This window comes from Paenarthrobacter sp. R1 (assembly GCF_030264015.1).
In the GTDB taxonomy this organism is placed as follows: Bacteria; Actinomycetota; Actinomycetes; order Actinomycetales; family Micrococcaceae; genus Arthrobacter; species Arthrobacter ureafaciens.
The window spans coordinates 3,711,720-3,734,426 of record NZ_CP127115.1; the positions used below are offsets into that span (position 1 = coordinate 3,711,720).

Sequence of the window (22,707 nt, forward strand, 5' to 3'; positions counted from 1 at the left end):
CGGCGTCAGGGAGCCGGAGTCGTGGCCGGCGCACCGGCCTCAGGAGCCTCGTCTGCGGACTTCACGACGGCGGCAGCCAGGGCCGCGAATTCCTCAAGGTTCGCTGTGCCGCTGAGGATGATGGTGGTGCCTTTGTACTCGAGGGTCATGCTGCGCTTTTCCTTGCCGGAATCGCGAAGCTCCCAGTCCTGTCCGCCGGCGTTCCGGGTACCCGTCACGGGCAGGTTGCCGGTCTGCTGGAGGACCCAGGTGGGGTTCGCTTCCCGCGTCTGGGTCAGGCCGATGAATGCTTCCTTCGGCGTCAGGTAGCCGACTTCCCACGTGGGGACGCCTGTACCCGTGCCGCTTTCCCAACGGGCGTAGTTGGGCCGGAATGTGTCACCAGTATCCGGAGTTACGGGTGTGAATCCGGCCACATCCGCAGCGTTCCGGGCGATCGCAGGGACGTCGACGGCGGGCCGGAAGTTCTCGCCCTTGGGGGCCGGATTCATCAAGACCACAGGAAGGAATGCGAGGACGCAGAGGACCAGGGCAATAACCATGCCGATGACCGAAGCATTGGCGCGTTTTGCCGCCTTCGCCGCAATGACGGGTTTGTACGGGGCTTCCGAGGCGTCCGGGGCGTTGGTCGAATGGGGCTCCGGGGCGGTCTGGCCATTGCCGGCGACGGGCTTGTCCTGCGTTTCACTCACCCTTCCATAGTCCCTTATCGCCGCACCTAACACACAACCGGGAACCTCACCGCGGGTATTGCGGGCGGTGGTCATCCAGAGGCTCCAAGCCGCTCCGGCGACTATGATCGTTGGTAGGGACCCCGGGTTAGCCCCAGTGCAACCGTGTCCGGCCCCGTGAATCGTCACTCGAAGAAGAGGTTCAAGTGTCTCCTGCACCAATGACCCAGCAGTATTCCACGATTTCGCCGTCGCTCGCCGTCGGCACCGACGAACCCGACCGCAACCTCGCGCTGGAACTCGTCCGTGTCACCGAGGCCGCGGCTATTGCCGGTGGCCACTGGGTTGGTTTCGGCGACAAGAACAAGGCAGACGGCGCCGCCGTGGATGCCATGCGTTCGTTCCTTCACACCGTCCACTTCAACGGCGTCGTGGTGATTGGTGAAGGCGAAAAAGACGAAGCCCCCATGCTGTTCAACGGTGAGCAGGTTGGCGACGGCACCGGCCCCGAATGCGACGTCGCCGTCGACCCCATCGACGGAACCCGCCTGACCGCCCTTGGCATCAACAACGCCCTTGCAGTCCTGGCGGTTGCCGAGCGCGGATCAATGTTCGACCCCTCGGCCGTCTTCTACATGGAGAAGCTCGTCACGGGCCCCGAAGCCGCCGACATGGTGGACCTCCGCCTCCCGGTCAAGCAGAACCTGCACCTCATTGCCAAGGCAAAGGGCGTCAAGGTCAACCAGCTCAACGTCATGATCCTTGACCGCGACCGCCACCGCCCGCTCGTGGAGGAAATCCGCGAAGCAGGTGCGCGCACCAAGTTCATCATGGACGGCGACGTAGCCGGCGCCATTGCCGCCGCCCGTACCGGCACCGGCGTCGACGCCCTCATGGGCATCGGCGGCACCCCCGAAGGCATCGTTGCAGCCTGCGCCATCAAGTCCTTGGGCGGCGTGATCCAGGGCCGTCTCTGGCCCACCTCCGATGACGAGAAGCAGAAGGCCATCGACGCCGGCCACGACCTCGACCGCGTGCTGTCCACCAACGACCTCGTCACCTCGGACAACTGCTACTTCGCAGCAACGGGCATCACCGACGGCGACCTCCTGCGCGGCGTCCGCTACACCAAGGACCGCGTGGTCACCCAGTCGATCGTCATGCGCTCCAAGTCCGGAACCGTGCGCTTCGTGGACGCAGAGCACCTGGCGTCCAAGTGGGAGACGTACGCGCGCAAGGCTTAGTACCCCCGGCTCATCGCGCCCTGGGCGCGAAAGGCGCCCCACCGCTCTGCGGCTATCTCCTCGTTCCTCGTCGATTTGATGCCGCTGACGCGATGGGGCGCCTTTCGCTATCCCGGTGCGTTTGGTGCCGCGGTTAACCCTTGGCGCGTCTTGGGGTGATTAGGGGCGGGGGAGTTTGTTGCGGAGGGTTTTTGCTGTGTCGCGGAGTTTCCGGGCCAGTTGGTAGGCGCCGTAGCGGGCTTTGTTGACCGGGAGGTCCCAGGTGCCGGGGTAGGACACCCCGCGTCCGCCGAAGGACTTCTTGAAGGCCGTGAAGCCCGCCCACTTGTGGTCCGGTTCGCCTTCCGGGGCCACGCCCCACAGGTCCACGTGCTTGAGGCCCTTCTCCTTGGCATCGGCCATGAGGTTGACCAGCAAGGGGATGCCCGCGCTGAGCTTCCGGTGGGCGTCGTCCAGGGCTGCATGGGCATAGACGCGGGTATCGGCGGAGTCGTAGGCGAAGGCCGCCGCGATCGGCTCGCCCTCAAGCTCGGCGATGAACAACGTGCCCGCGCCGGAGGGAAGCAGCGACTGCGCAACGGTGGTCAGGTATCCGTCACTCTGCGGCTTGAATCCGTTCCGGGCCGCGGTGAGGTGCAGGAAGTGCAGCAGGACGGAAATGTCGGCGGGGTCCTGCGACGTCCGGAACGTCACACCCTTCTTGTGGATGTTGCGGTAGAGGTTGCGGTTGGTCGGCTTCATCCCGGCCAGCACATCCTTGAAGTCCCCTTCAAGGTCAACCACCCAGCTCAGCTCCGGCTGCTGGTTGACCGGCGCCGGCCGCAGCCCGCGGGCTCGCAGGAGGGGTCCGGCGTCGGACGCTGTGAATCCTGCCGCGACGGGCTCCATGCGCACGAAGACAGCATGGACCTCCTTGGCCAGGGCCACCAGAGCCGCCGTGGCGGCGTCGAACGCTTCCACGGAATCCGCCACGGGTCCGTAGGGGGAGTAGAGAACCTTGCCGGCGGGGTTTTTTTCCTCGATCGCGAGGAAGCTCCAGCCTGGTCCCGATTTCTCATGGACCCGGCGGCCGAGGGCACGCTGGACATCGGCCCACGCGGGCGTCTGCAGGAAATGGTCCATGCTTATTTCCCCAGTCCGGTGGTCACGGCGAAGGCCACGCTGGTCCCCGTGGCACCCTGGACAGGGTGTACGTTGACCGGGTTCTCAATCTCCGGGATGAACGCGGCGCCACCGCGCTGCACGCGGAGATCGCTCTTGGGGGAGTCGAGGACCACTGCTCCGGCAACAACCACGACGACGGCCGGACCGGTTTGTGCCAACGGCACCGGGGCTGCGTCCGGACCCAGTTCGATCCGTTGGAGCTGGAATTCCTTGAAAGGCGGACGGTACAGTTCCTGCCCGAATTCCGTGCCCTCGGCCAACACCCTGGGCACGCCCAAAGACTCGAAGCGGACGGTCTTGAGCAGTTCGGCCACATCCACATGCTTTGGCGTGAGCCCGCCGCGGAGCACGTTGTCCGAGGACGCCATGACCTCAATGCCCAAGCCCCGGATGTAGGCGTGGATGTTCCCGGCAGGGAGGTAGATTGCCTGCCCCGGCTCCAAGGACACAAGGTTCAGCAGCAGCGAAATGAGGACGCCGGGATCGCCGGGGAAGGCGTCGTTGATGTCCAGCAGGGTGGTCAGCGCTTCCTGGTGCGGTTCCCGCGGCGCACCTGCGCGGAGCACGGATTCCACGGCGACCACGGCTCCGGAAACCGTGCGTCCACCTTCAATCAGCCGGGTAAAAGCGGCCCGGAGCGCTGCGGACTCGTCAGGCTGGCCAAGATCGGCGATGACGCCCGTAATGGTGTCCGGGACATCCATGGCTGCCGAATCCAGGATCGTCGCAAGGTGTACGAAGATGCTCTTCGCGGCTGCGGCGGACCGGAAACCGCACAGGGCCCGGAACGGCGTCAGTGCGAAGATCATCTCCGGCTTGTGGTTGTCATCGCGGTAGTTCCGCTCGGCGGCATCGGCGGGCAACCCCGTAGCATTCTCCCGCGCGAAACCCTCGCGCGCCTGTTCCAGGCTCGGGTGTACCTGCAGGGACAGCGGCTGCTCAGCTGCGAGGACCTTGGTCAGGAAGGGCAGCCGGGGGCCGAACTCCGCCAGGCTCTCTGCGCCAAGATGGTGCAGCGGGTTCGAGGCGATCAATTCATCCAGGGACTGCGTCACGCCGTTGGGGTGGATGGCGGTGGACGGCGAATCCGGATGGGCCCCGATCCAAAGCTCCGCTTCCGGACCGCCCGAAGCGGGCCGCCCCAGCAAGTCCGCGATCGCCGTCGTCGAACCCCACACGTAGGGCCGCAAAACATTCTCAATCTGATACACGGAAAGAAGTCCTTATGTTGCTCGGAATGGGATGAAAAGGGGCGGTTAGAGCGGGGCGCACTGGCCATTGGTGGCCACGAGGTTACGGATACCCTGTTCGTCGCCCTGCGCTTTGAGGCCGTTGAGCAGTTCCTCGGTGATCGGGGTGCCGTCAGGGGTGGTAGTGACCGGAGTGAAGTCCGGCGACGACGGCGAAGGCTGCTGGCCGGCAGGCTTGAGTGCCACTGGCTGGACGGCTGCCTGCTGTTGGAGGGAGAGCTGCGGTTGAAACGGACCGGAGGCGGCTATTGGGCCCGCTCCCTGCACGGTGTTGGACACCATGGAGTCGTTGGCCTTGGGTCCGTTGGAAGGCGTCAGCAGTTGCTGGACCCTTGAGTGGATCAGGTCGAAATCGGGCACCGTGGAGAAGGAGGCGTCGAAGTCCGGCGGGCCGATGGTGAGGCGCTTGACCGGCTGGTTCTTCGATTTCAAAGCGAGGTCGACGAAGCTGCCCAGCTGGGAGGACGAGATGTTCGAATCCACCACCTTGGTTCCTGCGTTGGCGATGTCCTCGAACTTCGTCAGCAGGGTTGCCGGATCCAACTGCTTCAGCATGGCCTGCTGCACGCACTGCTGGCGGGCGATGCGGGCGTAGTCGTCCACGAACTCGCGGGACCGTCCGTACCACAGGGCGTGGAAGCCATCCAGGTGCTGGTCGCCGGCCGGGATCCAACCGTCAGGCATGCCGTGGATTCCGTTGGCTTCGTCGGTGACGGGACCGCTGATGGGAACCCAGCCGCCGGCCTTGATGCGGATGCCGCCCATGGCATCGATCAATTTTGCGAAACCGTCCATGTCCACCAGGACATAGGCCTGGACCGTGATGCCAAGTGTTCCGGACACAGCCTCAAGGGTGGCTTGGGCCCCGGGGTCTGCCACACCGGGGTACAGGTCCTGGTAGTTGTTGGTGACTTCCGTGTTGACGGCGTTGATGAGGCACTCGTCGCCGCAGTTGTACCCGTCGGGGTAGATCTTGCGCATCGGCGAATCTTCGCTGAACTGCGCGTTCTGGAGGTTTCGGGGCACCGAGATGATGGCGCTTTCGCCGGTCCTGGCGTCCACGCTGATGACGGAGAGGCTGTCCGGACGGCGGCCGGTGCGGTCATCTCCGGCGTCGCCGCCCATCATGAGGAAGTTGTAGCGTCCGTCCACCGGGTCAATGGCGGGCCCGGCATTGAAGATGCTGCTGATCGCGTTCCTGCTGACATTCAGGACGTAGGCGAGGTAGCCGAGTGAACCGCTCCCCAGGACAGTGGCAGCGACCAGCACGACGGCGATGATGGGCCGCATGCCCGGGGCCAGCAAAACCGGACGGATGATCCGGAGGGTGTTGAGGAACAGGAAGGCCCAGCCAAGGGCCAAGGCAATGAGCACCACGATGATCACAAGGGAGCCGACGGGGTGCGTCACTATGCCCAGCAGGAGGCTGCGGTTCAGGGCGGCGATCAGTAAAGCCAGGATCGCTACCGCCCAGACTGCGAGGGTTACGCGCAGGGCAAGGCGGCCGAGTTTCCGGTCGCCGGCTACGATCTGGGCGCTGCCGGGGACGAACAAGGTGAGGAGGACCAGCACGAACGCGCGTTTGGTCCGCACCGGGGCGCTGGCCCCGGACGGATATCTGACGGGATCAGTCAGGGCTCCGCCTGGCTGACGGGTGTTCTGGTTCATGGTGGTCATCCGCGGCCTTCCTAGCGGGTGCTCCCCTCGGAAGTGTTTGCGGAAGCGAAGACCTCGCTGACTTTCTGCCGCAGGTTTTCGCCCTTCTTGGTGGCGGTATCGTTCAGCTCCCGGGCGAAGGTGAGGAGGTCGTCGCGGAGGCGGACAGCGAGGTCGTCAGTTCCTGATGCCAGCATCCGGACGGCCAGCAAGCCTGCGTTCCGGGCACCGGCGATCGAGACGGTGGCCACCGGAACGCCGGCAGGCATCTGGACGATGGACAACAACGAGTCCATGCCATCCAGGGTCTTCAAGGGAACGGGAACACCAATCACGGGAAGGGGCGTGACGGAGGCCAGCATGCCCGGCAGGTGTGCCGCTCCGCCGGCGCCGGCGATGATGACGCGAAGTCCGCGCTCATGGGCGGTCTGGCCGTACCGGATCATCTCCGTGGGCATCCGGTGGGCGGAAACGACGTCTGCCTCGAACGGAATGCCGAACTCCGCCAAAGCATCGGCCGCGGCCTCCATGACCGGCCAGTCCGAATCCGAACCCATCACGAGGCCTACCAAGGGAGCGACGGTGGGGTTTGTCATGCGTTCTCCTCAGAGGATTCCGACGGGACGCGGCCGTCCCGGATGGTGTTTGCGACTGCCGTTGCGCGGGAACGGACGGAATCCACGTCGGAGGCGGTTGTGCCCAACAGGTTGACGTGGCCGATCTTGCGGCCGGGGCGCACGGACTTGCCGTAGCAGTGCACCTTGGCAGCCGGTTCAAAGGCCAGGGCCAGGGGGAAGGCAGCAAAAAGATCCTGGTTTTCCCCGCCCAGGAAGTTCTTCATGACGGCCACGGGTGCCAGGGCGTCCGTGGCACCCAGCGGAAGGTCCAGGACCGCTCGCAAGTGCTGTTCGAATTGGCTCGTGATGGAACCGTCCTGGGTCCAGTGGCCGGTGTTGTGCGGGCGCATGGCGAGCTCGTTGATGAGGAAGCCGGCGCCGACGCCCGGGGTTTCAAAGAGTTCAGCCGCCATGACGCCCGTGACGCCAAGCTCGGTGGCGATGCGCAGGGCAGCATCCTCGGCTGCGGCAGCTACTTCCACTGAGATGTTCTGGGCGGGGGCAATGACTTCATCGCACACTCCGTCCACTTGGATGGTGTGCACCACAGGCCACGCACGGGCCTCGCCGCTGGGTGTCCGCGCAACCAGGGCGGAGAGCTCGCGGCTGAAGTCCACTTTGGCTTCGGCAAGGAGGGGACTCATGGCCTGGAACCAGCTGGCGGTGTCTGCGGCATCTTCGGGGGAGTCGACGATGCGCACGCCCTTACCGTCGTAACCGCCGCGGGGTGTCTTCAGGACCACCGGCCAGCCGATCTTGTCTCCGAACGCCACCAGCTCCTCCACCGTGTTCACGGCAGCCCACTCGGGGTTGGGAAGTCCGAGGCGGTCGATCGCGGCACGCATCACCAGTTTGTCCTGGGCGTTCACCAGTGACTCCGGCCCGGGTTGGACGTTCACACCGGCGTCAAGCAGGGCGTGCAAGTGGTCCGTGGGCACGTGTTCGTGATCAAAGGTCAGGACATCCACGCCCTTGGCAAACTCAAGGAGGGTGTCCAGGTCCTTGTAATCGCCAACAGGCGCTGTGGCCACGGCGGCTACCGCTGAAACGTCCTCACCTTCGGCCAGTACGCGGAGTTCAAAGCCCAGTGCAGTAGCGGGCGGGGCCATCATGCGTGCGAGTTGGCCTCCGCCAACAACGCCAATAACAGGAAAAGTCACAAGGTTCAGCCTACCGAACCAGCGGCTCGATCACGGATTCCCCAGCGTAGTCAACTGTGCGCAGGAGCGTAGCCGCCTGTGTTCAGGAGCCTAGCCACCTGTGTTTCAACGGCCGCGGAGGACCCGGGAAGTACCGTCAAACAGCGTCTGCACAGGCTGCTCCAAGGCAACGCGAAAAAATCGGCGCTAAAATGGATGAGGCCCACCGGCCCTAATTTTCAACGGCCATGGAGGGTCATGATCACCACACTTGCAGATCGCATCCGCGGACTTGCCTCGCTCTTCTGGCGCGAAGTAGCCAAGTTCGGCGCCGTTGGAGGTGTAGCTTTCGTCATTGACTCTGCCGTTTTCATTTGGCTCTTTTCGGGTCCCATGCACGGCAGCGAGGTCTGGGCCAAGGCGATCGCGACGATCGTTGCGAGTATTTTTTCCTGGATTGCCAACAGGTTCTGGACCTTCCGTCACCGGAAGCAAGCGAACGTCGTCCGTGAGGCCATTCTCTTTGCCGTGATGAACTTCGTCGGGCTCCTCATCGCGTCGGGCTGCGTGTGGGTTGCCAAGTACATCCTCAACCTCAATGACAAACCATCACTGTTCATTGCCGGCAGCGTAGTGGGCTTGATCCTCGGGACGATCTTCCGGTTCTTCGCCTACCGTTTCTGGGTCTTCAACGAAGAACTCGATGCAGAGCCCGAGTTCTCGCACGACCACGAGATCCTCGAGGTCCACCACAAGGCCCAGAGCGGAACCGCCGATGCCGGCCACGCCGGACCTCCCACGGGCGAGTTTCCCCGTATAAAGAACGGTTGACGGGCCTACGGACGGCTAACGCGCTCGTTCTCGAGCAGATGTTCGGTCACATCCACATCCTCGTGCACCAACACCACTGAACCGTCCCCCTGCCAGGCGCCAAGAGCTGCCGACAGTCCGGACTCCAGTCCCTCGGAGGCCCGCACCAGCAGGCGGACGCCGGGCTCGGCGGCTTCCGCAAACTGTTCCATAAGATCCGCGTGGGCATAGCCGGCGTTGCCACGTACGGCTGCGAGTTCCGGGGTGGGCTCGTTGTGCACCATGAACACGTCACCGTGGGAACGCACTTCGGCAGCGTAGTCAACGACGCCGGGGGGCAGCTCGCCCGGCCAGCTCATGGCCAGCGCCGCGAGGGGTACCGCCACGACAGCGTCGTATGCCGCGCCCGTGTGGTCAGAGGGATCATTGGTCACCAGCAGATCTGCGGCTGAGCCGTCCAGAACAACTTCCATGCCGAGCTGCCAAGCGGCCAGCGCCCACACAAAGGACTTCCAGTGCGCAGGGAGGTCGATCCTGATGGCCGTGCCCGGTTCGGCGTCGAGTTCGTCCTGCAGCAGGTTGCTGGTTTTGGCCACCCAGTTGTCCAGGACCCGGCCGGACAATTCCACCCGTTCGGAGTCGGGGCCGTACCACGTGAGCCTCGGCGAGGTGGAGTGGCCGGATCGCAGGGCGGACATCAAGTTGGCTGCCGGGATACTCATGGGTCCATCTTGGCACGCGTTGCACTGGCAGCGGGATGCCCTGTGTGAAATGCCGCACACCGGGATTAGTCCATTCGCTGGCGGGGCCGGCAGCCATGGCGGGAATCCGCGGAAAGCCGGGGTACGCGGGCGGCAAGCAGGACGACGCTTTCGTTTTGGTTCCGCCACGCCCGGGGACCAGTACCAAAACGTTGGGCGTGGCGCAGCCCACGTTTCTACAGATTCTTGATTATTATCCCGGCGCGGCTTGACTGGCAGCTAGTTACACACGTGTAATTAGTAATCAAACGCCGCTGCACAGAGGACCGGAACGAACACCGGGAATCGGAAAACATCCAAGCAGCAGCTGCAAAATCAGGAGGGACGCCATGGGGCAAGCGTTGCGTATCCAGGAAGATGCAGTCGTCGCAGAACACGCGTCGGTAAAATACCGGTCGCGGGAAGTACCCGGGGATTGGTATGTGGATCCGGCGGATCCCGAAGCGGCAGAGAAATACAACCAGAACGTGCAGCAATCGCTGGAGGAGCAGGCAACGGCGCTCCTTGCAGCCCACGAGGCCTTGATCGGGGACGACCCCGCCGCGGCCGAGGACGAACTTGACGATCCACCCATGGAGTTGCGCCGTCCGCTTGAAAGCCCGGTGCAGCCTGTCTGGATCGGGTTGCCTACGCAGGCTGACTTCGATGATGAAGGTGAGCTTGGCTGGCAGACGGATGCGCTGTGCGCACAGACCGATCCCGAAGCCTTCTTCCCTGAAAAGGGCGGTTCCACCAGGGACGCCAAGAAGGTCTGCGGAGCGTGCAACGTCCGCTCGCAGTGCCTTGAGTACGCCCTCGCGAACGACGAACGATTCGGCATTTGGGGCGGCCTCTCCGAGCGTGAGCGTCGTCGGCTAAGGAAGCGAGCGGTCTAATTCTTAAGGAAGTGCACGTTACCGCCGTCGTGGTTGCCCACGACGGCGGGAACTATCTCCCCAGGACATTGGCGGCATTGTCGAACCAGACGCGTTCGGCAGATGCCGCCATTGGCGTTGATGCGGGATCGACCGACCATTCGGCGGAACTGCTCCGTAATGTGCTCGGCGATGCCAACGTGGTGGAACTTCACCACCACGCAAAAGCCGGGTTTGGTTCTGCCGTCCGGTCCGGATTGGAGCAGTTGGCTCCCGCCGGATCAGCGTCGTCGGAAACAACGGAATGGATCTGGCTGCTTCATGATGACGCGGCCCCGGCCCCGGATGCGCTGGCGGAACTCCTCCACGCCGTTGAGCGGACTACGTCGGTCACAGTTGCCGGTTGCAAGCAGTTGGGCTGGGACGACGAGCGGCACTTGGTTGATGTGGGCTTGTCCACGAGCCGATGGGCAGAACGCCTGACGCTGATCGACGCTGACGAGGTGGATCAGGGCCAATACGATGCCCGCACGGACACCTTCGCAGTCAATTCGGCAGGCATGTTGATCCGACGCGACGTCTGGGAGCAGTTTGGCGGCTTCGACCCCGCACTGCCCGGGAGCGGCGATGACGTCGACTTCTGCTGGCGGAACTGGCTTGCAGGCAACCGCGTGGTTGTTGTTCCCAGCGCACGGATGTTCCACGTGGAGCACCGCCCCAACGGCCTGGGAACCTCCGCGGCTGCCCGTAAGGCCCAGATCCACCTCCGCCTCAAACACACTGCCTGGTGGAAAGTGCCGTTCCACGCTGTGGGCGCGCTGCTGGGCTCTTTGCTGCGCCTGGTCCTCAGCATCCTGGTGAAGGAACCCGGCTACGGCTTCTCGCAATTCACCTCCACGGTTTCCGCCCTTGCCCGTCCAATGGCAGTGGTGCGAAGCCGACGCACAGCCGCCCGGACGCGGAGCCTGCACCGGACCGTGGTCCGGGGACTCCAACGCTCCTCGCGCGAGGTCCGCGCGCACCGGCGTTCGCTGCTGGAAGCCATCCGACCCCCTGAAGAGCGCCAAGAGGTCTCCGATCTCCTGGCACCGGAACCCAGCGGAGACTCCACGGACGACTTCGCGGCACTGGCCACGAACGAGCGCGGTTGGGTGGGAACGGGAGCGGTGGCAGCGGTCCTCGTCACCCTTGCCGCAGCGATGGTGGGACTTCTCGGGCTTCTCCGCACGGGAGCAGTTACAGGAGGAAGCCTACTGCCGGTGTCCGCGACTCCGGGAGCCATGTGGGACAACGCCTCCACGTGGTGGATTTCGTTGGGCGCCGGATTGCCCGGCCATGGTGATCCGTTCGGATACGTTCTGTGGGCGATCTCCATCCTGGGCGGTGGCGACGGCAACGCAGCGATGAGCTGGCTGTTGGTCCTGGCCCTGCCCCTGTCCGCACTGGGCGCTTGGTTCGCCGTTGGTGCGTTGACCAGGCTCCGCCGTTTCAGGATGGTAGCGGCCCTTGTCTGGGGAAGCGCGCCTGCACTTTTGATTGCCGTCAACGAGGGCCGTCTTGGTGCCCTCGTGGCACATGTCCTGATGCCCTTGCTGCTCTTGGCGCTGTTGCGGGCGTCCGGTTCAGCACTGGCCAACGGTGGCCGGCACCAACTCCCCGCCCGCCGTTCCGTCCCGGGCCGAAGCAAGCCCGGGGTCAACGGAGTGCCCTCATGGACAGCAGCTGCTGCAGCGGGCCTGGTCATGGCTGCCATTACGGCATCAGCTCCCTCGTTGCTGGGGCCCATCACCGTAGCGATCATCCTGGCTGCCGTTGTTTTGGGGCGTCGGGGAAAAACGCTGTGGTGGTCGCTTCTGCCCAGCGCCGCGCTCTTCATCCCGTATGCGATTTCCGCCGCGGACCGTCCCCGCTCCTTGCTCGCCGATCCCGGCGTGCCCCGGTTCTTTGAAGCGGCACCGCTTTGGCAGCAACTCCTTGGGCAGCCGCTGGCGTTCGACGTCGACGGCGGACTAACCGGTCTGGGGCTCTTTGGACCGGGGTCGGTTCCCTGGGCCCTGATCCTTGCATTGCTGATCGGCGTCCCGGTGCTGGTGCTTGCTGTCGTCGCCTTGTTCCTGCCCGGTGAGCGCATGGTCCTGGCCCGTATTTTCTGGCTGGCCGCCTTGGCCACTCTTGCCTGCAGCTGGTTGTTCGGGCATGTGGCTACGGGCGTGAACAACAACGTACTGGCCGGCCCCTTCACAGGACCGGCTGTTTCGGCGGCCGGGGTACTGCTGTTGGGTGCTGCGATGATCGGCGCCGACCGCATCTTCGGCACGTCCCGGTCCGCGGGTGCAGGGCGTTGGAAGCCATCGCTGCGCGGAGCCGTCTCGGGCGTCACCGTCGCCGTCCTGTTGTCCGGCCCGTTGGCCGGCATGGGCGCTTGGGTAGCCCAGAATGTCCTGCAATCGGATGCCCCGACGACCCAACGTGCGGAGGCCGGTGCGGCCGCCTCACTCGGCGCTTCACGACAGGTCCGGGCGGTGGAGACCGCCACCCTGCCGGCCACCGCCGTCGACCGCGGCGTGGGACCCGAGCGCACCAGGACGCTGGTTATCACCAGCGGCGAGCAGGGCGAGTTCACGTCGTCATTGATGCGGGGCGCCGGCACCACTCTGGACAGCCTTTCCACGATCGCCTCGGCCCGCACCATCAGCGGTGCGCCGGGCCGGGAGGAAATGAACACCGACGACGCCGCAACCGCCTCGCTCCGCAGGGCCGTAGCGACGATCGTCGCGAGTACGGGGGTGGATCCACGTGCTGATCTGGAACAACTCGGCGCAGGTTTCGTGGTCCTCAAGACTGCGGACAGCGCCGCGCAACTGACCGCCAGCCGGATCGACGCAGTCCCCGGACTTGTTGCTGTGGGGCAAACCGAAGCGGGATGGCTGTGGCGCGTCACTCCGCGCGGAGCGGCGGCCACCACGGTCTCGGACACCGCAGTCCGCGCAAGGATCATTGATGCCAAGGACACCGTGATCGGTGCCCTGCCTTCCGAGGACGTGAGCGTGGCCGGGGACGTGCCTCCAGGCGACCCGGGACGCAAGGTAGTACTCGCTGAGCGCTTCGACACCGGCTGGAAGGCGTGGTTGGACGGCAAGGAGCTCCCTGCCACGACGTCCGGCTGGTCCCAGGCCTTCGAACTTCCCGCCACCGGCGGGCACCTTGAAATTCGCCACACCAACCCCTGGGCCCTATGGCTGGGAATCCTGCAGGTAGTGGTATTCGGGCTCACGGCACTCCTGGCCGTACCCGTACCCGCCCGCCGTTCCCGGACCGGCATGACAAGGGACGAAGTTTCCCTCCGTAAGGAGTACAGCAGTGTCTGACGAACAGGAGAAAGCGGGCCGGGACAACCGGCGCAATTCCAAGAGCCGGCGCGGTTCCAACAAGGGCGTTGTCGGCGGGGTGGTGTCCGCGGTGGTGATCCTGGCCGCCGGGGGAGGCGCGGTGGCAGCATCCGGAATGGTTCCCGGGCCAACGGGCAGCAGCAACGTCGAAGTGAAGCAAGCCGATGTCCCTGCCGGGCGGTCGCTTGGCGTCTGCCCTGAGCCTGCCCGGTTGGTCACTGGAACCGATGTGGATACCGATGCCGACTTCAGCCCGGTATCGACAACCGCGACGAGTGCGCTCAACGCCGTCGTCCTCAGCAATCCGGCCGGAACGGTCCCCGGCAGCAACGTCACGTCCCTGGACGGCAAGGGCATAGCCAGGATCGCCCAGGCTCCCGCCAGCACGCCCTCGCCCACGCCGGGTCCGCCCGTGCTGGCCGCAGCCGTTGCTTCCATCACATCCGTGACGTCCCCGGCAGTGGTGGGCGCGGATCCGATCGGCAACGAACAGGCCTCCTTGTCTGCAAACCTCAGCTATTCGGCCACGGACGGTGACCTGCGGGGCATGGCAGCCGCGCAGTGCCAGCAACCCGGAAACGACTCATGGTTGCTCGGCGCCAACACGGCTTTGGGGCGGACTGCGGTGCTCAATCTCAGCAATGCATCCGAGACCCCTGCCACGGTCAGCCTGGACCTCTTTGGTGCCCAGGGGCAGATCCAAGCCCCCGGCGCCAGGGGCCTCCTGGTCGCGCCCGGGACCACACGCTCGGTGAACCTGGCCGGATTGGCCCCGAACGAGTCGGAACTGGCGGTGCACGTCCGCAGTACCGGCGGGCCCGTGGCCGGAACCATCCAGCAGAGCGCCCTGCGGGGGCTTGTCCCCGGCGGCGTTGACTTCCTCTCACCCGGCACGGCGCCGTCCACGCTTCAGGTGATGTCCGGCGTCGATATCCAGGATGCCGCAGCTGTTCAGGCACTCGGCGGGAAGCCAGGTTTCACCGATGCTGTCCCGTCGCTCCAACTGGCCGTTCCGGGCTCCAGTGACGCCGTGGTGCAGGTGAAGGTCTACGGCGCCAACGGAGAACGGCAAATCCCCGACGGAGGAGTGGTGACCGTGAAGGGCGGCACTGTTGCGTCGTTGAAACTGGACGGACTTCCTTCCGGCAGTTACACCGTCACGGCGAGCTCGGACGTGGCGTTCGTGGCCTCCACCCGCGTTGTCCGGGGAGCCAAGGCTGACTCGCCGGCCGACTTTGCCTGGTCCCCTTCTGCTTCCCGCCTGGGCAGCCAGCACTTGGTAGCTGCTCCGCGCGCGGGCCAGAGCTTCTTCAGTTTCGGGGTGCCGGAAGGGCGGGCAACCGTGAGCTATGCCCCGGTGACCGCCGATGGCAAGGTCGGGAAGTCCGTGGACGTCGATATGTCCGGCGGCACGACGTCCCTGATCGAGCTCCCGGCCACGTCGGGCGGTGCTGCGGTAGCCGGTTACGTGGTTTCAGCTGAAGGTGATCCCGTCTACGGTTCCGTGGTCCTGAGAAACAAGGACCGTCCCGACGTGTCCGTGCTGGCCATTCAGGACGCCGCGGACGGCCTACGGAAGGTGCCCGTCACGGTCGGTTACTGAGCGGCCTGCAGCCGGTTCGGTACGCGGTGCAGTCCGGCTTGAGGCTGCCGGCACACCGTGCTACTGATAACGACGGCGGTACACGGGGTCGAGCGTCTCAGGTGGCACTCCGAGCATCTCGGCCGTGTACTCCACCACAACGTCATGGACCAGGTCCTGGAGTTCCTCGCGGGTGCCCGCAGCCTGTTCAACAACCCGCCGGTACACCGTGATCATGGGAGGTTCGCCTCCGCGGGCCGGCGTGTATGCCCCCATGGGCGCTGCCGTGCGTTCGGCGACCAGCTGCTCCAACCGGGGCGGGATCTCATCCACGGCAAAGAGCACGCCATCGAGTTGCTGGCCCCACATCTCCTGCAGCCGTTCGGCCGAGTCGAGCACCATGTCATCGAAGCGCTCGGAGCGGGACCGGAAGCCCGGAAGGTTGGGGAGCATCAGCTCGCCCCGCAGGCCCCGCCCATGACGGTTGCGACGGCGCCGCCGGAACCCGCGGGGGGCTTGCGCAGCAGGGTCAGTGGCCTGACTGCCGTTGGCCTCATTCCACTGGATGGTGAAGCCAGGAACCTGTGGCTGTGACTGCATACAACGACTGTAGTCCCGCCCAACCGCCAGCGCGACATCATGGGGCCGGCGCCGCCGTCGGGCCCTGCTTCGGAGCCGAAATGCGGCCTGCTGTGCCCGTCAATGCACGCTCCAGGGGCCAACTGCGGCTAATCTGGGATGTTGTGGGTGCTATTCGCCAGTGTTCAAGATCAGCCTGCCGCCAGTCAGCGGTAGCTACTTTGACGTACGTTTATGCCGAGTCGACCGCCGTTCTGGGCCCGTTGGCAACGTACGCCGAACCCCACGCCTATGACCTCTGTGCCCAGCACGCGGAGACGCTGACCGTGCCGCGGGGATGGGAAGTGCTTCGCCTGGCCATGCCGGGCACCCCGCCGCAGCCGGGCCCGGATGATCTGCTGGCCCTTGCGAACGCAGTGCGGGAAGCCGCATCCGCAGCACCGGAAAGCCCGGCCCGTACCCCGCGCACTCCGGTGGAACCGCCTGCCGCAGTTGAGGGCACCCGACGGGGACACCTGAGGGTCCTGCGCGAACCTTCCTGACCCGGCGGCCAGCCCGGGTACGGAGGCAATATTGCGCCGGCTCCGTGACGCTTAGTCCCGCGCGGTAGGCTGGAACCTGCAGAATAATCAGCCCGTGGCGCCATGCCCGGCGCCATCCAGGGAGCATTCACCATGCCAAAGGTAAGTCCTGAACTGTTGTCCATCCTGCGTTGCCCGGTGACAGGGTCCGCGCTGGTGCAGGAAGGCGAGGAGCTCGTCTCCACCGAGGCGGACGCCGCCGGCAACAAGGTCCGTTACGGAATCGAAGACGGAATTCCCCTGCTCCTGCCGCCGGACCTTCTTCCGGCCGCCGACGCCTGATTCTCCCAAGACACGAATTCCACAAGGTACATCGAAGGACACCCATGACTTTTGACTACAAAGTAGCCGACATCTCCCTGGCCGAGGCCGGACGCCACCAGATCCGCCTCGCCGAACACGAAATGCCGGGTCTGATGTCGCTGCGCGCAGAATTCGGCGCCTCCCAGCCCCTGAAGGGTGCCCGGATTGCCGGCTCGCTGCACATGACCGTGCAGACTGCCGTGCTGATCGAGACCCTCACCGCTTTGGGCGCCGAAGTCCGTTGGGCATCATGCAACATTTTCTCCACCCAGGACGAGGCAGCGGCCGCCGTCGTGGTTGGCAAGGGAACTCCGGAAGACCCGCAGGGTGTTCCCGTCTTCGCCTGGAAGGGCGAAACCCTGGAAGAGTACTGGTGGACCGCAGAGCAGATCCTCACCTGGCCGGGTGCCGACAGCAACCCGGAGCTGGGCCCCAACATGATCCTCGACGACGGCGGCGACGCAACGCTCCTGCTGCATAAGGGCGTTGAGTTCGAAGCCGCCGGGGCTGTCCCGGCCACAGCGGAAGAGGACCCCGAGGAATACGGCATCATCCTGGACGTCCTTCGCCGCACGCTTGCCGAGGACCCGCAGAAGTGGACGCGCACCGCGGCCCGCATCCAGGGCGTCACCGAGGAGACCACCACGGGTGTCCACCGCCTGTACCAGCTCGCCGAGCAGGGCAAGCTCCTCTTCCCGGCCATCAACGTCAACGACTCCGTGACCAAGAGCAAGTTCGACAACAAATACGGCATCCGCCACTCCCTCCCTGATGGCATCAACCGGGCCACCGACGTCCTTATGGGCGGCAAGGTCGCCGTCGTTTGTGGCTATGGCGACGTCGGCAAGGGTGCGGCCGAGGCGCTCCGGGGCCAGGGTTCCCGCGTAGTGGTCACCGAGATCGACCCCATCTGTGCCCTGCAGGCCGCCATGGACGGATACCAAGTGGCCAAGCTGGAGACGGTTCTGGCGCAGGGTGACATCTTCATCACCACCACCGGCAACAAGGACGTCATCTTGGCCGAGCACATGGTGGGCATGAAGAACAAGGCGATCGTGGGCAACATCGGCCACTTCGACAACGAGATCGACATCGCCGGCCTTGCCAAGCTTCCCGGCGTCAAGAAGGTCGAAATCAAGCCGCAGGTCCACGAATGGGTCTTCGACTCCGGAACGGACAACGAGCGCTCCATCATCGTGCTCTCCGAAGGCCGCCTCCTGAACCTCGGCAACGCCACGGGCCACCCGTCGTTCGTGATGAGCAACTCCTTCGCCAACCAGACCATCGCGCAGATCGAACTCTGGACCAAGCACGACCAGCCTGCCGGCGAGCGGGAGTACGAGAAGCAGGTTTACGTCCTGCCGAAGATCCTTGACGAGAAGGTGGCACGCCTCCACCTTGACGCGCTTGGCGTAGAGCTGACCGAACTGAGCAAGGAACAGGCCGAATACCTGGGCCTCGACGTCGCCGGGCCCTACAAGCCGGAGCATTACCGCTACTAAGCCTTGTGACAAGAACTGGAAGGCCGGACACGCGAACCTGCGTGGCCGGCCTTTCGGCTAAAATTGACTGTTCAGTAAAGCTGCCGGGGGACAGGAAGACGGGAACCATGACCGAAGTCGCAAAGCGGAAAACAGGCAAGGTCGTTGCCATCATCGGGATCTGCGCGGCCATCGCCGCCGGCGGAATCGGTGTGGCCACCGTCCCCGGCCTCCTGCCGGGCTCCGCCTCCAACGACGCCGGAACGGTGCAGTCGGCCGCTCCCGAGGCCAAGCCCGTTGAACTGGGCGTCACTCCCCTCGATGGCGCAGTGGAGTGGAATCCGGTGGTCGGCCCGCAGGTGAAAGCCGTCAACGGGAAAATCAAGGATGTCCGCCTGGTTCCTGCCGACGGGGGCGCTCCCGTGCAAGGGAAGATCAGTCCGGACGGCAGCACCTGGACAACGCTGGAGGTCCTGAAGTTCAAGACCCAATACAACTACTCCTTCACGGTGGCTGACTCTGCCGGCAAGGAAACCACCAGAAACCAGACTTTCACCACCGTCTCGGCAGCCTATGAAGCGGATGCGTCCATCTACCCCCGCAACGGCACCGTGGCAGGTTCAGGGCAACCGATCGAGATCAACTTCAGTGAACCGGTCCTGGACAAGGCGGCCATGGAAAAGCGCGTTGCCATCACGGTCTCCTCGGGACAGCCGGTGGCGTGGCACTGGTACTCGGACAAGAAAGTGCGCATCCGGCCCGAAGCCTTCTGGGCCGCGGGAACCACTGTCACCGTGGACATGAAGCTCCTGGGCGTCGACTTCGGCAACGGAATGATCGGCAACGGGGATGTCACGTCCACCTTCACCACCGGTCCGCAGCGCATAGCCGTGGTTGACGACACCACCAAGACCATGAACGTGTACATCGACGGCAAGCTGGCACACACAGCGCCGGTGTCCCTGGGCGGGGAGGACTGGCTCTCGCCCACGGGCTATGCGGTGATCATGGAGCAGGAACGCCACTCCAACTTCAACGCCGGGACCATCGGGCTGAAGCCGGGGGACAAGGGCTATTATCCGCCGCTGGTGGTGGAGTACGCCAACCGGCTGACGTGGTCCGGCGTCTATGTTCACCAGGCTTTGGAGGCCGCCTGGGGTGCCATTGGACGCGCCAATGTGTCGCACGGTTGCGTGGGTCTCTTGCCTGAGGATGCCGCCTGGTTCTTCAACAACATGAAGACCGGCGACGTCGTGCAGATCCTCAACACCGGCGCCCCCGCCGTCGAGCCGCTCGAAGGCTTCGGTGACTGGAATATTCCATGGGCAAGCTACGCCCAAAGGTAGGACCAGGCAAAGTCAGCGCTCCGTGAACGGCAGCTTGCGGAGCCTTTCACCGGTGGCCAGATTGCGCTGCTCGGCACGCTTGAGCCGCTCGTACTCCCGGTTCCGGCGTTCGCCCAGGACTGCCCCGATGTAGTCTCCGGGCATGGTTCCTGCCGGCGGGGGCGGAGCCACATAGCTGGCAAGTTCGGAAGCCAAGGCAATGGCCATGTTGGTTCGCGATGCCGGCGCCATCCGATAAGCCTGTTGGACGAAGGTCGCCGCACGGCGCGCGGTATTGTCCGGGATACGCCCAATGTCGGCCATGGCCACCCACCCTTGAAGATACGGTGGCGCGGCAGGCAGGATACGCGGTTCCACAGGAACCCTCTGGCGAAGGGAGTATGTTCCGGCCACGATGTCACCCAACCGTTTGGACTTCTCGCTGAACAGCGCCACACCAATGGCGAGTCCACCAAACGTCACGTAGATTTCGAGGAACCCGAGCAGCCCGCGGATAACCGCATGCCGGAACCGGATGGAACCGCCGTCGTCGCGGACAATGCGGAGTCCTGCGGCAAGCTTGCCCAGGGAACGACCACGGGTGAGGGTTTCCACCGTGACCGGGACGATGACGAACGAGAAAACGACGCAGGCCAGGATGATGGCCCGCGTTGCGGCCGCGTCCAGGTCCGGGGCGGCGAAGCCGACGAGGATGATCAGCAGGATGAGCAGCACGACGTTCGCGATGACGTCCAGGACCAGGCCCAGGGCGCGGGCGGCGAATGAGGCAGGGCGCAGTTCAAGGACCACTGCCTCGCCTGTGACGATTGAACTCAACCGGGCGCCGCCTCTCTCGTAGCTTTTTGCCCTGCGAAAGGCATGACCTGCCTTTGCTGCACTGAGTCTAGCCGCGTCCCCGCTGCCGCGCGCGCGTCAGGGACTAGGGTGGAGCCGTGGACATCGACGCCTTCTCAGCCGTGAACGGGAGCAAATGGTCCAGGCTTACTTACCTGGCCCATAAACGGCGGCTGACCGGGGAAGAGGCCGACGAGTTGCTGCGGCTGTACCAAACCGTGTCAGCGCACCTGTCGCTGATCCGTTCCGTGGCGCCGGAATCGGCCTTGTCGTCGTCCCTGTCCGCAGCCTTGGCCCAGGCACGTACCCGGTTTACAGGGGCCAGATCCAACTTCATGGAAGACCTGGCCCGCTTCTTTGTGATCGCGTTGCCTGCGGCTTTCTACCGAATCCGCTGGCTGACCGTGTGGTGCGGACTTTTCTTTCTGGCGGTGGGTGGGGCGTATGCGTTGTGGATCGGTACCTCGCCGGAGGCCTTGCGGGCGGTATTCGGCAGCGACGACAATATCCGCCGGTACGTCGAGGACGACTTCATCGACTACTATTCCGAAAACCCCGCAGCATCATTCGCCGGCGCCGTGTGGACCAACAACGCCTGGATCTCCGCGCAGGCTGTTGCCTTCGGCATCACCGGATTCTGGGTGCCCATGATCCTCTTCCTCAACGCCCAGGCGGTAGGAGCCGCGGCCGGAGTCTTCGTGGCGACCGGGAAGCTGGACATCTTCTTCAGCTACATCCTTCCGCATGGCCTGATGGAACTGACGGCCGTCTTCATTGCATGCGCAGCCGGATTAAGGATCTTCTGGGCCATGGTCCAGCCGGGCCCGAGAACCCGGCTCCAGGCTGTTGCGGAGGAAGGCCGCTCCTTGGTGACCGTTGCGCTGGGACTGGTTCTGGTGCTGCTTGTCTCCGGCGTCGTCGAAGCATTCGTGACGCCCAGCCCTTTGCCGGTGTGGGCGAAGATCACCATTGGGGCGATGGTCCTCGCCGCCTACTGGGTGTACGCACTGCTGCTGGGCGGACGTGCCTTCCGCGCCGGGGAAACGGGAGACCTGGAAACGAACGACGCCGGATACCGGGGCATAGCTGCGTAGGCACCTTACAGTTACGTTTCAATCTTGCCGACGGCGGGGTGGCTCCTGTTTCGGTGCAAGGGCGGACTGTAGGCTCGAATGCAGACAAGAATCCGGCAGCACGCAGTGGCCGGTCGATGCCTACGGAAGTGAAACCGCTGTGAGCGACAAGAGCCCGAAACCACAAGAACCGGACACGGACGTCCACGACGATCCCGATGAACCGGCCTTCGAATGGATGAAGCCCGCATCGTCCGGCGCCACGTCGGCTGCGGGGAACTCCGCCCCAGCCGATGCAGCTACTAAAGCCCAGCCGGCGTCCTCGGCCCCGACTGGATCCCAACCCGAAAGCCGCACTGGATCCCAGCCCGCGGCCCCGACGGGAACCCAGCCCGAAAGCCGCGCTGGCCGCAAGGCCGCCGAAGCTGCGGAAACTGAGCCCGAGCCCCCGCTGTTCGCAGGTTCTTCCCCTGCCGGCAAACCAACCGGCGGCGCGTCGCACTCGGAGCCGTTACCGACATCGGCCCTTCAGGTCCGTCCGCCCGAAGAGGAAGTTGCCCGCCGCAACGCAGAGCGCGAGCAAGCGGCCAAGGTGAAGCCGCTGGCGCCCCGCATCTTCCAAGTGCTGCTCGCGATTTTCTTCCCCATCATCTTGCTGGTGCTTGCCGTCCGTGCAGTAGCCAGCCCCCTGTTCCTCTGGATCGAGTACAACCGGCCGGGTTTCCCCGGGGACGGCTACGGGTTCAGCACCGAAGACCGCATGACCTACGGCTCCTATGCAGTGGACTACCTCAGCAACTGGGCGGGTCCGCGGTACCTGGGCGGCCTGGTCCATGAGGACGGCAACCAGCTGTTCAAGGACTCCGAAGTTTCACACATGGCCGACGTCAAGCTGGTCATACTGTCTTCCTTCGGGGCCGGCCTCCTGCTGATCATCCTGAGCTTCATCGCCATCATGTACCTCCGGAAGAAGAGCGACGGCGGTGTCCGCCGCGGCCTGTTCGCCGGCTCGATCGTCACGCTGGTGATCATCATCGGTCTTGCCGTGTTGGCGGTCCTGAGCTGGCAGCAGTTCTTCACCGAGTTCCACCGCATCTTCTTCGCCAGCGGCACCTGGACTTTCTCGCTCGAGGATACGCTCATCCGCCTTTTCCCCGGCCAGTTCTGGGTCGATGCCGGAATCGTCATCGGTGCCCTGGTGTTCCTGGCAGCCACGGTGACCTTCATCCTGACGTGGCCCACACGCCGTCGTCGCGGTCTGGGAGCCAAATCGGCGGATGCCAACGAAGCTGCCGATGTTGAGGCCGAGGCTGCAGACCCCACCAAGGATTCAGCAACCACCAAGCGGTAAGACTGCGTTCAGCGCAGGTGGC

General features: G+C 64.8%; 20 protein-coding genes. 11 read left to right on the plus strand and 9 right to left on the minus strand.

Annotated elements, in window-relative coordinates:
* Window positions 1-5: 5 nt before the first annotated feature.
* A complete protein-coding gene (locus QN084_RS17900; protein WP_228145583.1) occupies window positions 6-692 on the minus strand; it encodes a DUF4245 domain-containing protein in 687 nt (228 codons plus the stop codon).
* Window positions 693-892: 200 nt separating this feature from the next.
* On the opposite strand from QN084_RS17900, the gene glpX reads away from it, so the two are divergent.
* Window positions 893-1,915 carry a class II fructose-bisphosphatase gene (gene glpX, locus QN084_RS17905; RefSeq protein ID WP_021471493.1) on the plus strand — a complete coding sequence of 341 codons (1,023 nt, stop codon included), beginning with the start codon at window positions 893-895 and terminating at the stop codon, window positions 1,913-1,915.
* Window positions 1,916-2,074: 159 nt separating this feature from the next.
* Here the strand turns inward: glpX and QN084_RS17910 are convergent, their stop codons facing one another.
* Genes QN084_RS17910 through QN084_RS17930 form a run of 5 tightly spaced genes read right to left on the minus strand, consistent with a single transcriptional unit; the run spans window position 2,075 to window position 7,762 of the window.
* Window positions 2,075-3,037, minus strand: a complete 963-nt coding sequence (locus tag QN084_RS17910) for a lipid II:glycine glycyltransferase FemX (protein ID WP_069694732.1) — start codon at window positions 3,035-3,037, stop codon at window positions 2,075-2,077.
* A gap of 2 nt (window positions 3,038-3,039) precedes the next feature.
* On the minus strand, window positions 3,040-4,290 hold the full coding sequence (gene manA, locus QN084_RS17915; RefSeq protein ID WP_069694733.1) for a mannose-6-phosphate isomerase, class I: 1,251 nt from the start codon (window positions 4,288-4,290) through the stop codon (window positions 3,040-3,042).
* Between the two features lie 45 nt (window positions 4,291-4,335).
* Window positions 4,336-6,006 carry an LCP family protein gene (locus tag QN084_RS17920; protein ID WP_069694734.1) on the minus strand — a complete coding sequence of 557 codons (1,671 nt, stop codon included), beginning with the start codon at window positions 6,004-6,006 and terminating at the stop codon, window positions 4,336-4,338.
* A gap of 11 nt (window positions 6,007-6,017) precedes the next feature.
* Complete coding sequence (purE, locus tag QN084_RS17925) at window positions 6,018-6,581, minus strand: 5-(carboxyamino)imidazole ribonucleotide mutase (protein ID WP_069694735.1); 564 nt, start codon at window positions 6,579-6,581, stop codon at window positions 6,018-6,020.
* On the minus strand, window positions 6,578-7,762 hold the full coding sequence (locus tag QN084_RS17930) for a 5-(carboxyamino)imidazole ribonucleotide synthase (RefSeq protein WP_079941360.1): 1,185 nt from the start codon (window positions 7,760-7,762) through the stop codon (window positions 6,578-6,580). Before QN084_RS17930 ends, purE begins: the two co-directional genes overlap by 4 nt.
* Window positions 7,763-7,999: 237 nt before the next feature.
* Between QN084_RS17930 and QN084_RS17935 the strand changes: the two genes are divergently transcribed.
* Window positions 8,000-8,572, plus strand: a complete 573-nt coding sequence (locus QN084_RS17935) for a GtrA family protein (RefSeq protein ID WP_062095725.1) — start codon at window positions 8,000-8,002, stop codon at window positions 8,570-8,572.
* Between the two features lie 5 nt (window positions 8,573-8,577).
* On the opposite strand, the gene QN084_RS17940 is transcribed toward QN084_RS17935, so the two are convergent.
* A complete protein-coding gene (locus QN084_RS17940) occupies window positions 8,578-9,273 on the minus strand; it encodes a TIGR03089 family protein (protein ID WP_069694736.1) in 696 nt (231 codons plus the stop codon).
* Between the two features lie 368 nt (window positions 9,274-9,641).
* On the opposite strand from QN084_RS17940, the gene QN084_RS17945 reads away from it, so the two are divergent.
* From QN084_RS17945 to QN084_RS17955, 3 genes are read left to right on the plus strand one after another with little or no spacing between them, the layout of a single operon-like run.
* Window positions 9,642-10,187, plus strand: a complete 546-nt coding sequence (locus QN084_RS17945) for a WhiB family transcriptional regulator (RefSeq protein WP_082694443.1) — start codon at window positions 9,642-9,644, stop codon at window positions 10,185-10,187.
* 11 nt (window positions 10,188-10,198) lie between these two features.
* Entirely contained in the window at window positions 10,199-13,534 is a 3,336-nt protein-coding gene (locus QN084_RS17950; protein WP_069694737.1) for a glycosyltransferase family 2 protein, read from the plus strand.
* Window positions 13,527-15,158, plus strand: coding sequence for a DUF5719 family protein (locus tag QN084_RS17955; RefSeq protein WP_069694738.1), 1,632 nt, complete (start codon window positions 13,527-13,529; stop codon window positions 15,156-15,158). Before QN084_RS17950 ends, QN084_RS17955 begins: the two co-directional genes overlap by 8 nt.
* 60 nt (window positions 15,159-15,218) lie before the next feature.
* On the opposite strand, the gene QN084_RS17960 is transcribed toward QN084_RS17955, so the two are convergent.
* Window positions 15,219-15,737, minus strand: a complete 519-nt coding sequence (locus QN084_RS17960; RefSeq protein ID WP_021471482.1) for a metallopeptidase family protein — start codon at window positions 15,735-15,737, stop codon at window positions 15,219-15,221.
* A gap of 143 nt (window positions 15,738-15,880) precedes the next feature.
* On the opposite strand from QN084_RS17960, the gene QN084_RS17965 reads away from it, so the two are divergent.
* From QN084_RS17965 to QN084_RS17980, 4 genes are all read left to right on the plus strand, one after another.
* Entirely contained in the window at window positions 15,881-16,258 is a 378-nt protein-coding gene (locus QN084_RS17965) for a DUF3499 domain-containing protein (protein WP_031216227.1), read from the plus strand.
* Between the two features lie 132 nt (window positions 16,259-16,390).
* Entirely contained in the window at window positions 16,391-16,579 is a 189-nt protein-coding gene (locus QN084_RS17970; protein WP_062099075.1) for a Trm112 family protein, read from the plus strand.
* 44 nt (window positions 16,580-16,623) lie between these two features.
* On the plus strand, window positions 16,624-18,102 hold the full coding sequence (gene ahcY, locus QN084_RS17975) for an adenosylhomocysteinase (RefSeq protein ID WP_069694739.1): 1,479 nt from the start codon (window positions 16,624-16,626) through the stop codon (window positions 18,100-18,102).
* A 107-nt stretch (window positions 18,103-18,209) separates the two neighbouring features.
* Complete coding sequence (locus tag QN084_RS17980) at window positions 18,210-19,427, plus strand: L,D-transpeptidase (RefSeq protein WP_021471478.1); 1,218 nt, start codon at window positions 18,210-18,212, stop codon at window positions 19,425-19,427.
* A gap of 12 nt (window positions 19,428-19,439) precedes the next feature.
* Here the strand turns inward: QN084_RS17980 and QN084_RS17985 are convergent, their stop codons facing one another.
* A complete protein-coding gene (locus tag QN084_RS17985) occupies window positions 19,440-20,243 on the minus strand; it encodes an RDD family protein (RefSeq protein ID WP_021471477.1) in 804 nt (267 codons plus the stop codon).
* 116 nt (window positions 20,244-20,359) lie between these two features.
* On the opposite strand from QN084_RS17985, the gene QN084_RS17990 reads away from it, so the two are divergent.
* Together QN084_RS17990 and QN084_RS17995 are read left to right on the plus strand one after the other, a co-directional pair.
* Window positions 20,360-21,355 (plus strand): stage II sporulation protein M, encoded by a 996-nt coding sequence (locus QN084_RS17990; RefSeq protein ID WP_170828525.1) that lies wholly within the window; start codon window positions 20,360-20,362, stop codon window positions 21,353-21,355.
* Between the two features lie 139 nt (window positions 21,356-21,494).
* Window positions 21,495-22,685 carry a TIGR01906 family membrane protein gene (locus tag QN084_RS17995; protein WP_069694740.1) on the plus strand — a complete coding sequence of 397 codons (1,191 nt, stop codon included), beginning with the start codon at window positions 21,495-21,497 and terminating at the stop codon, window positions 22,683-22,685.
* Window positions 22,686-22,707 lie beyond the last annotated feature (22 nt).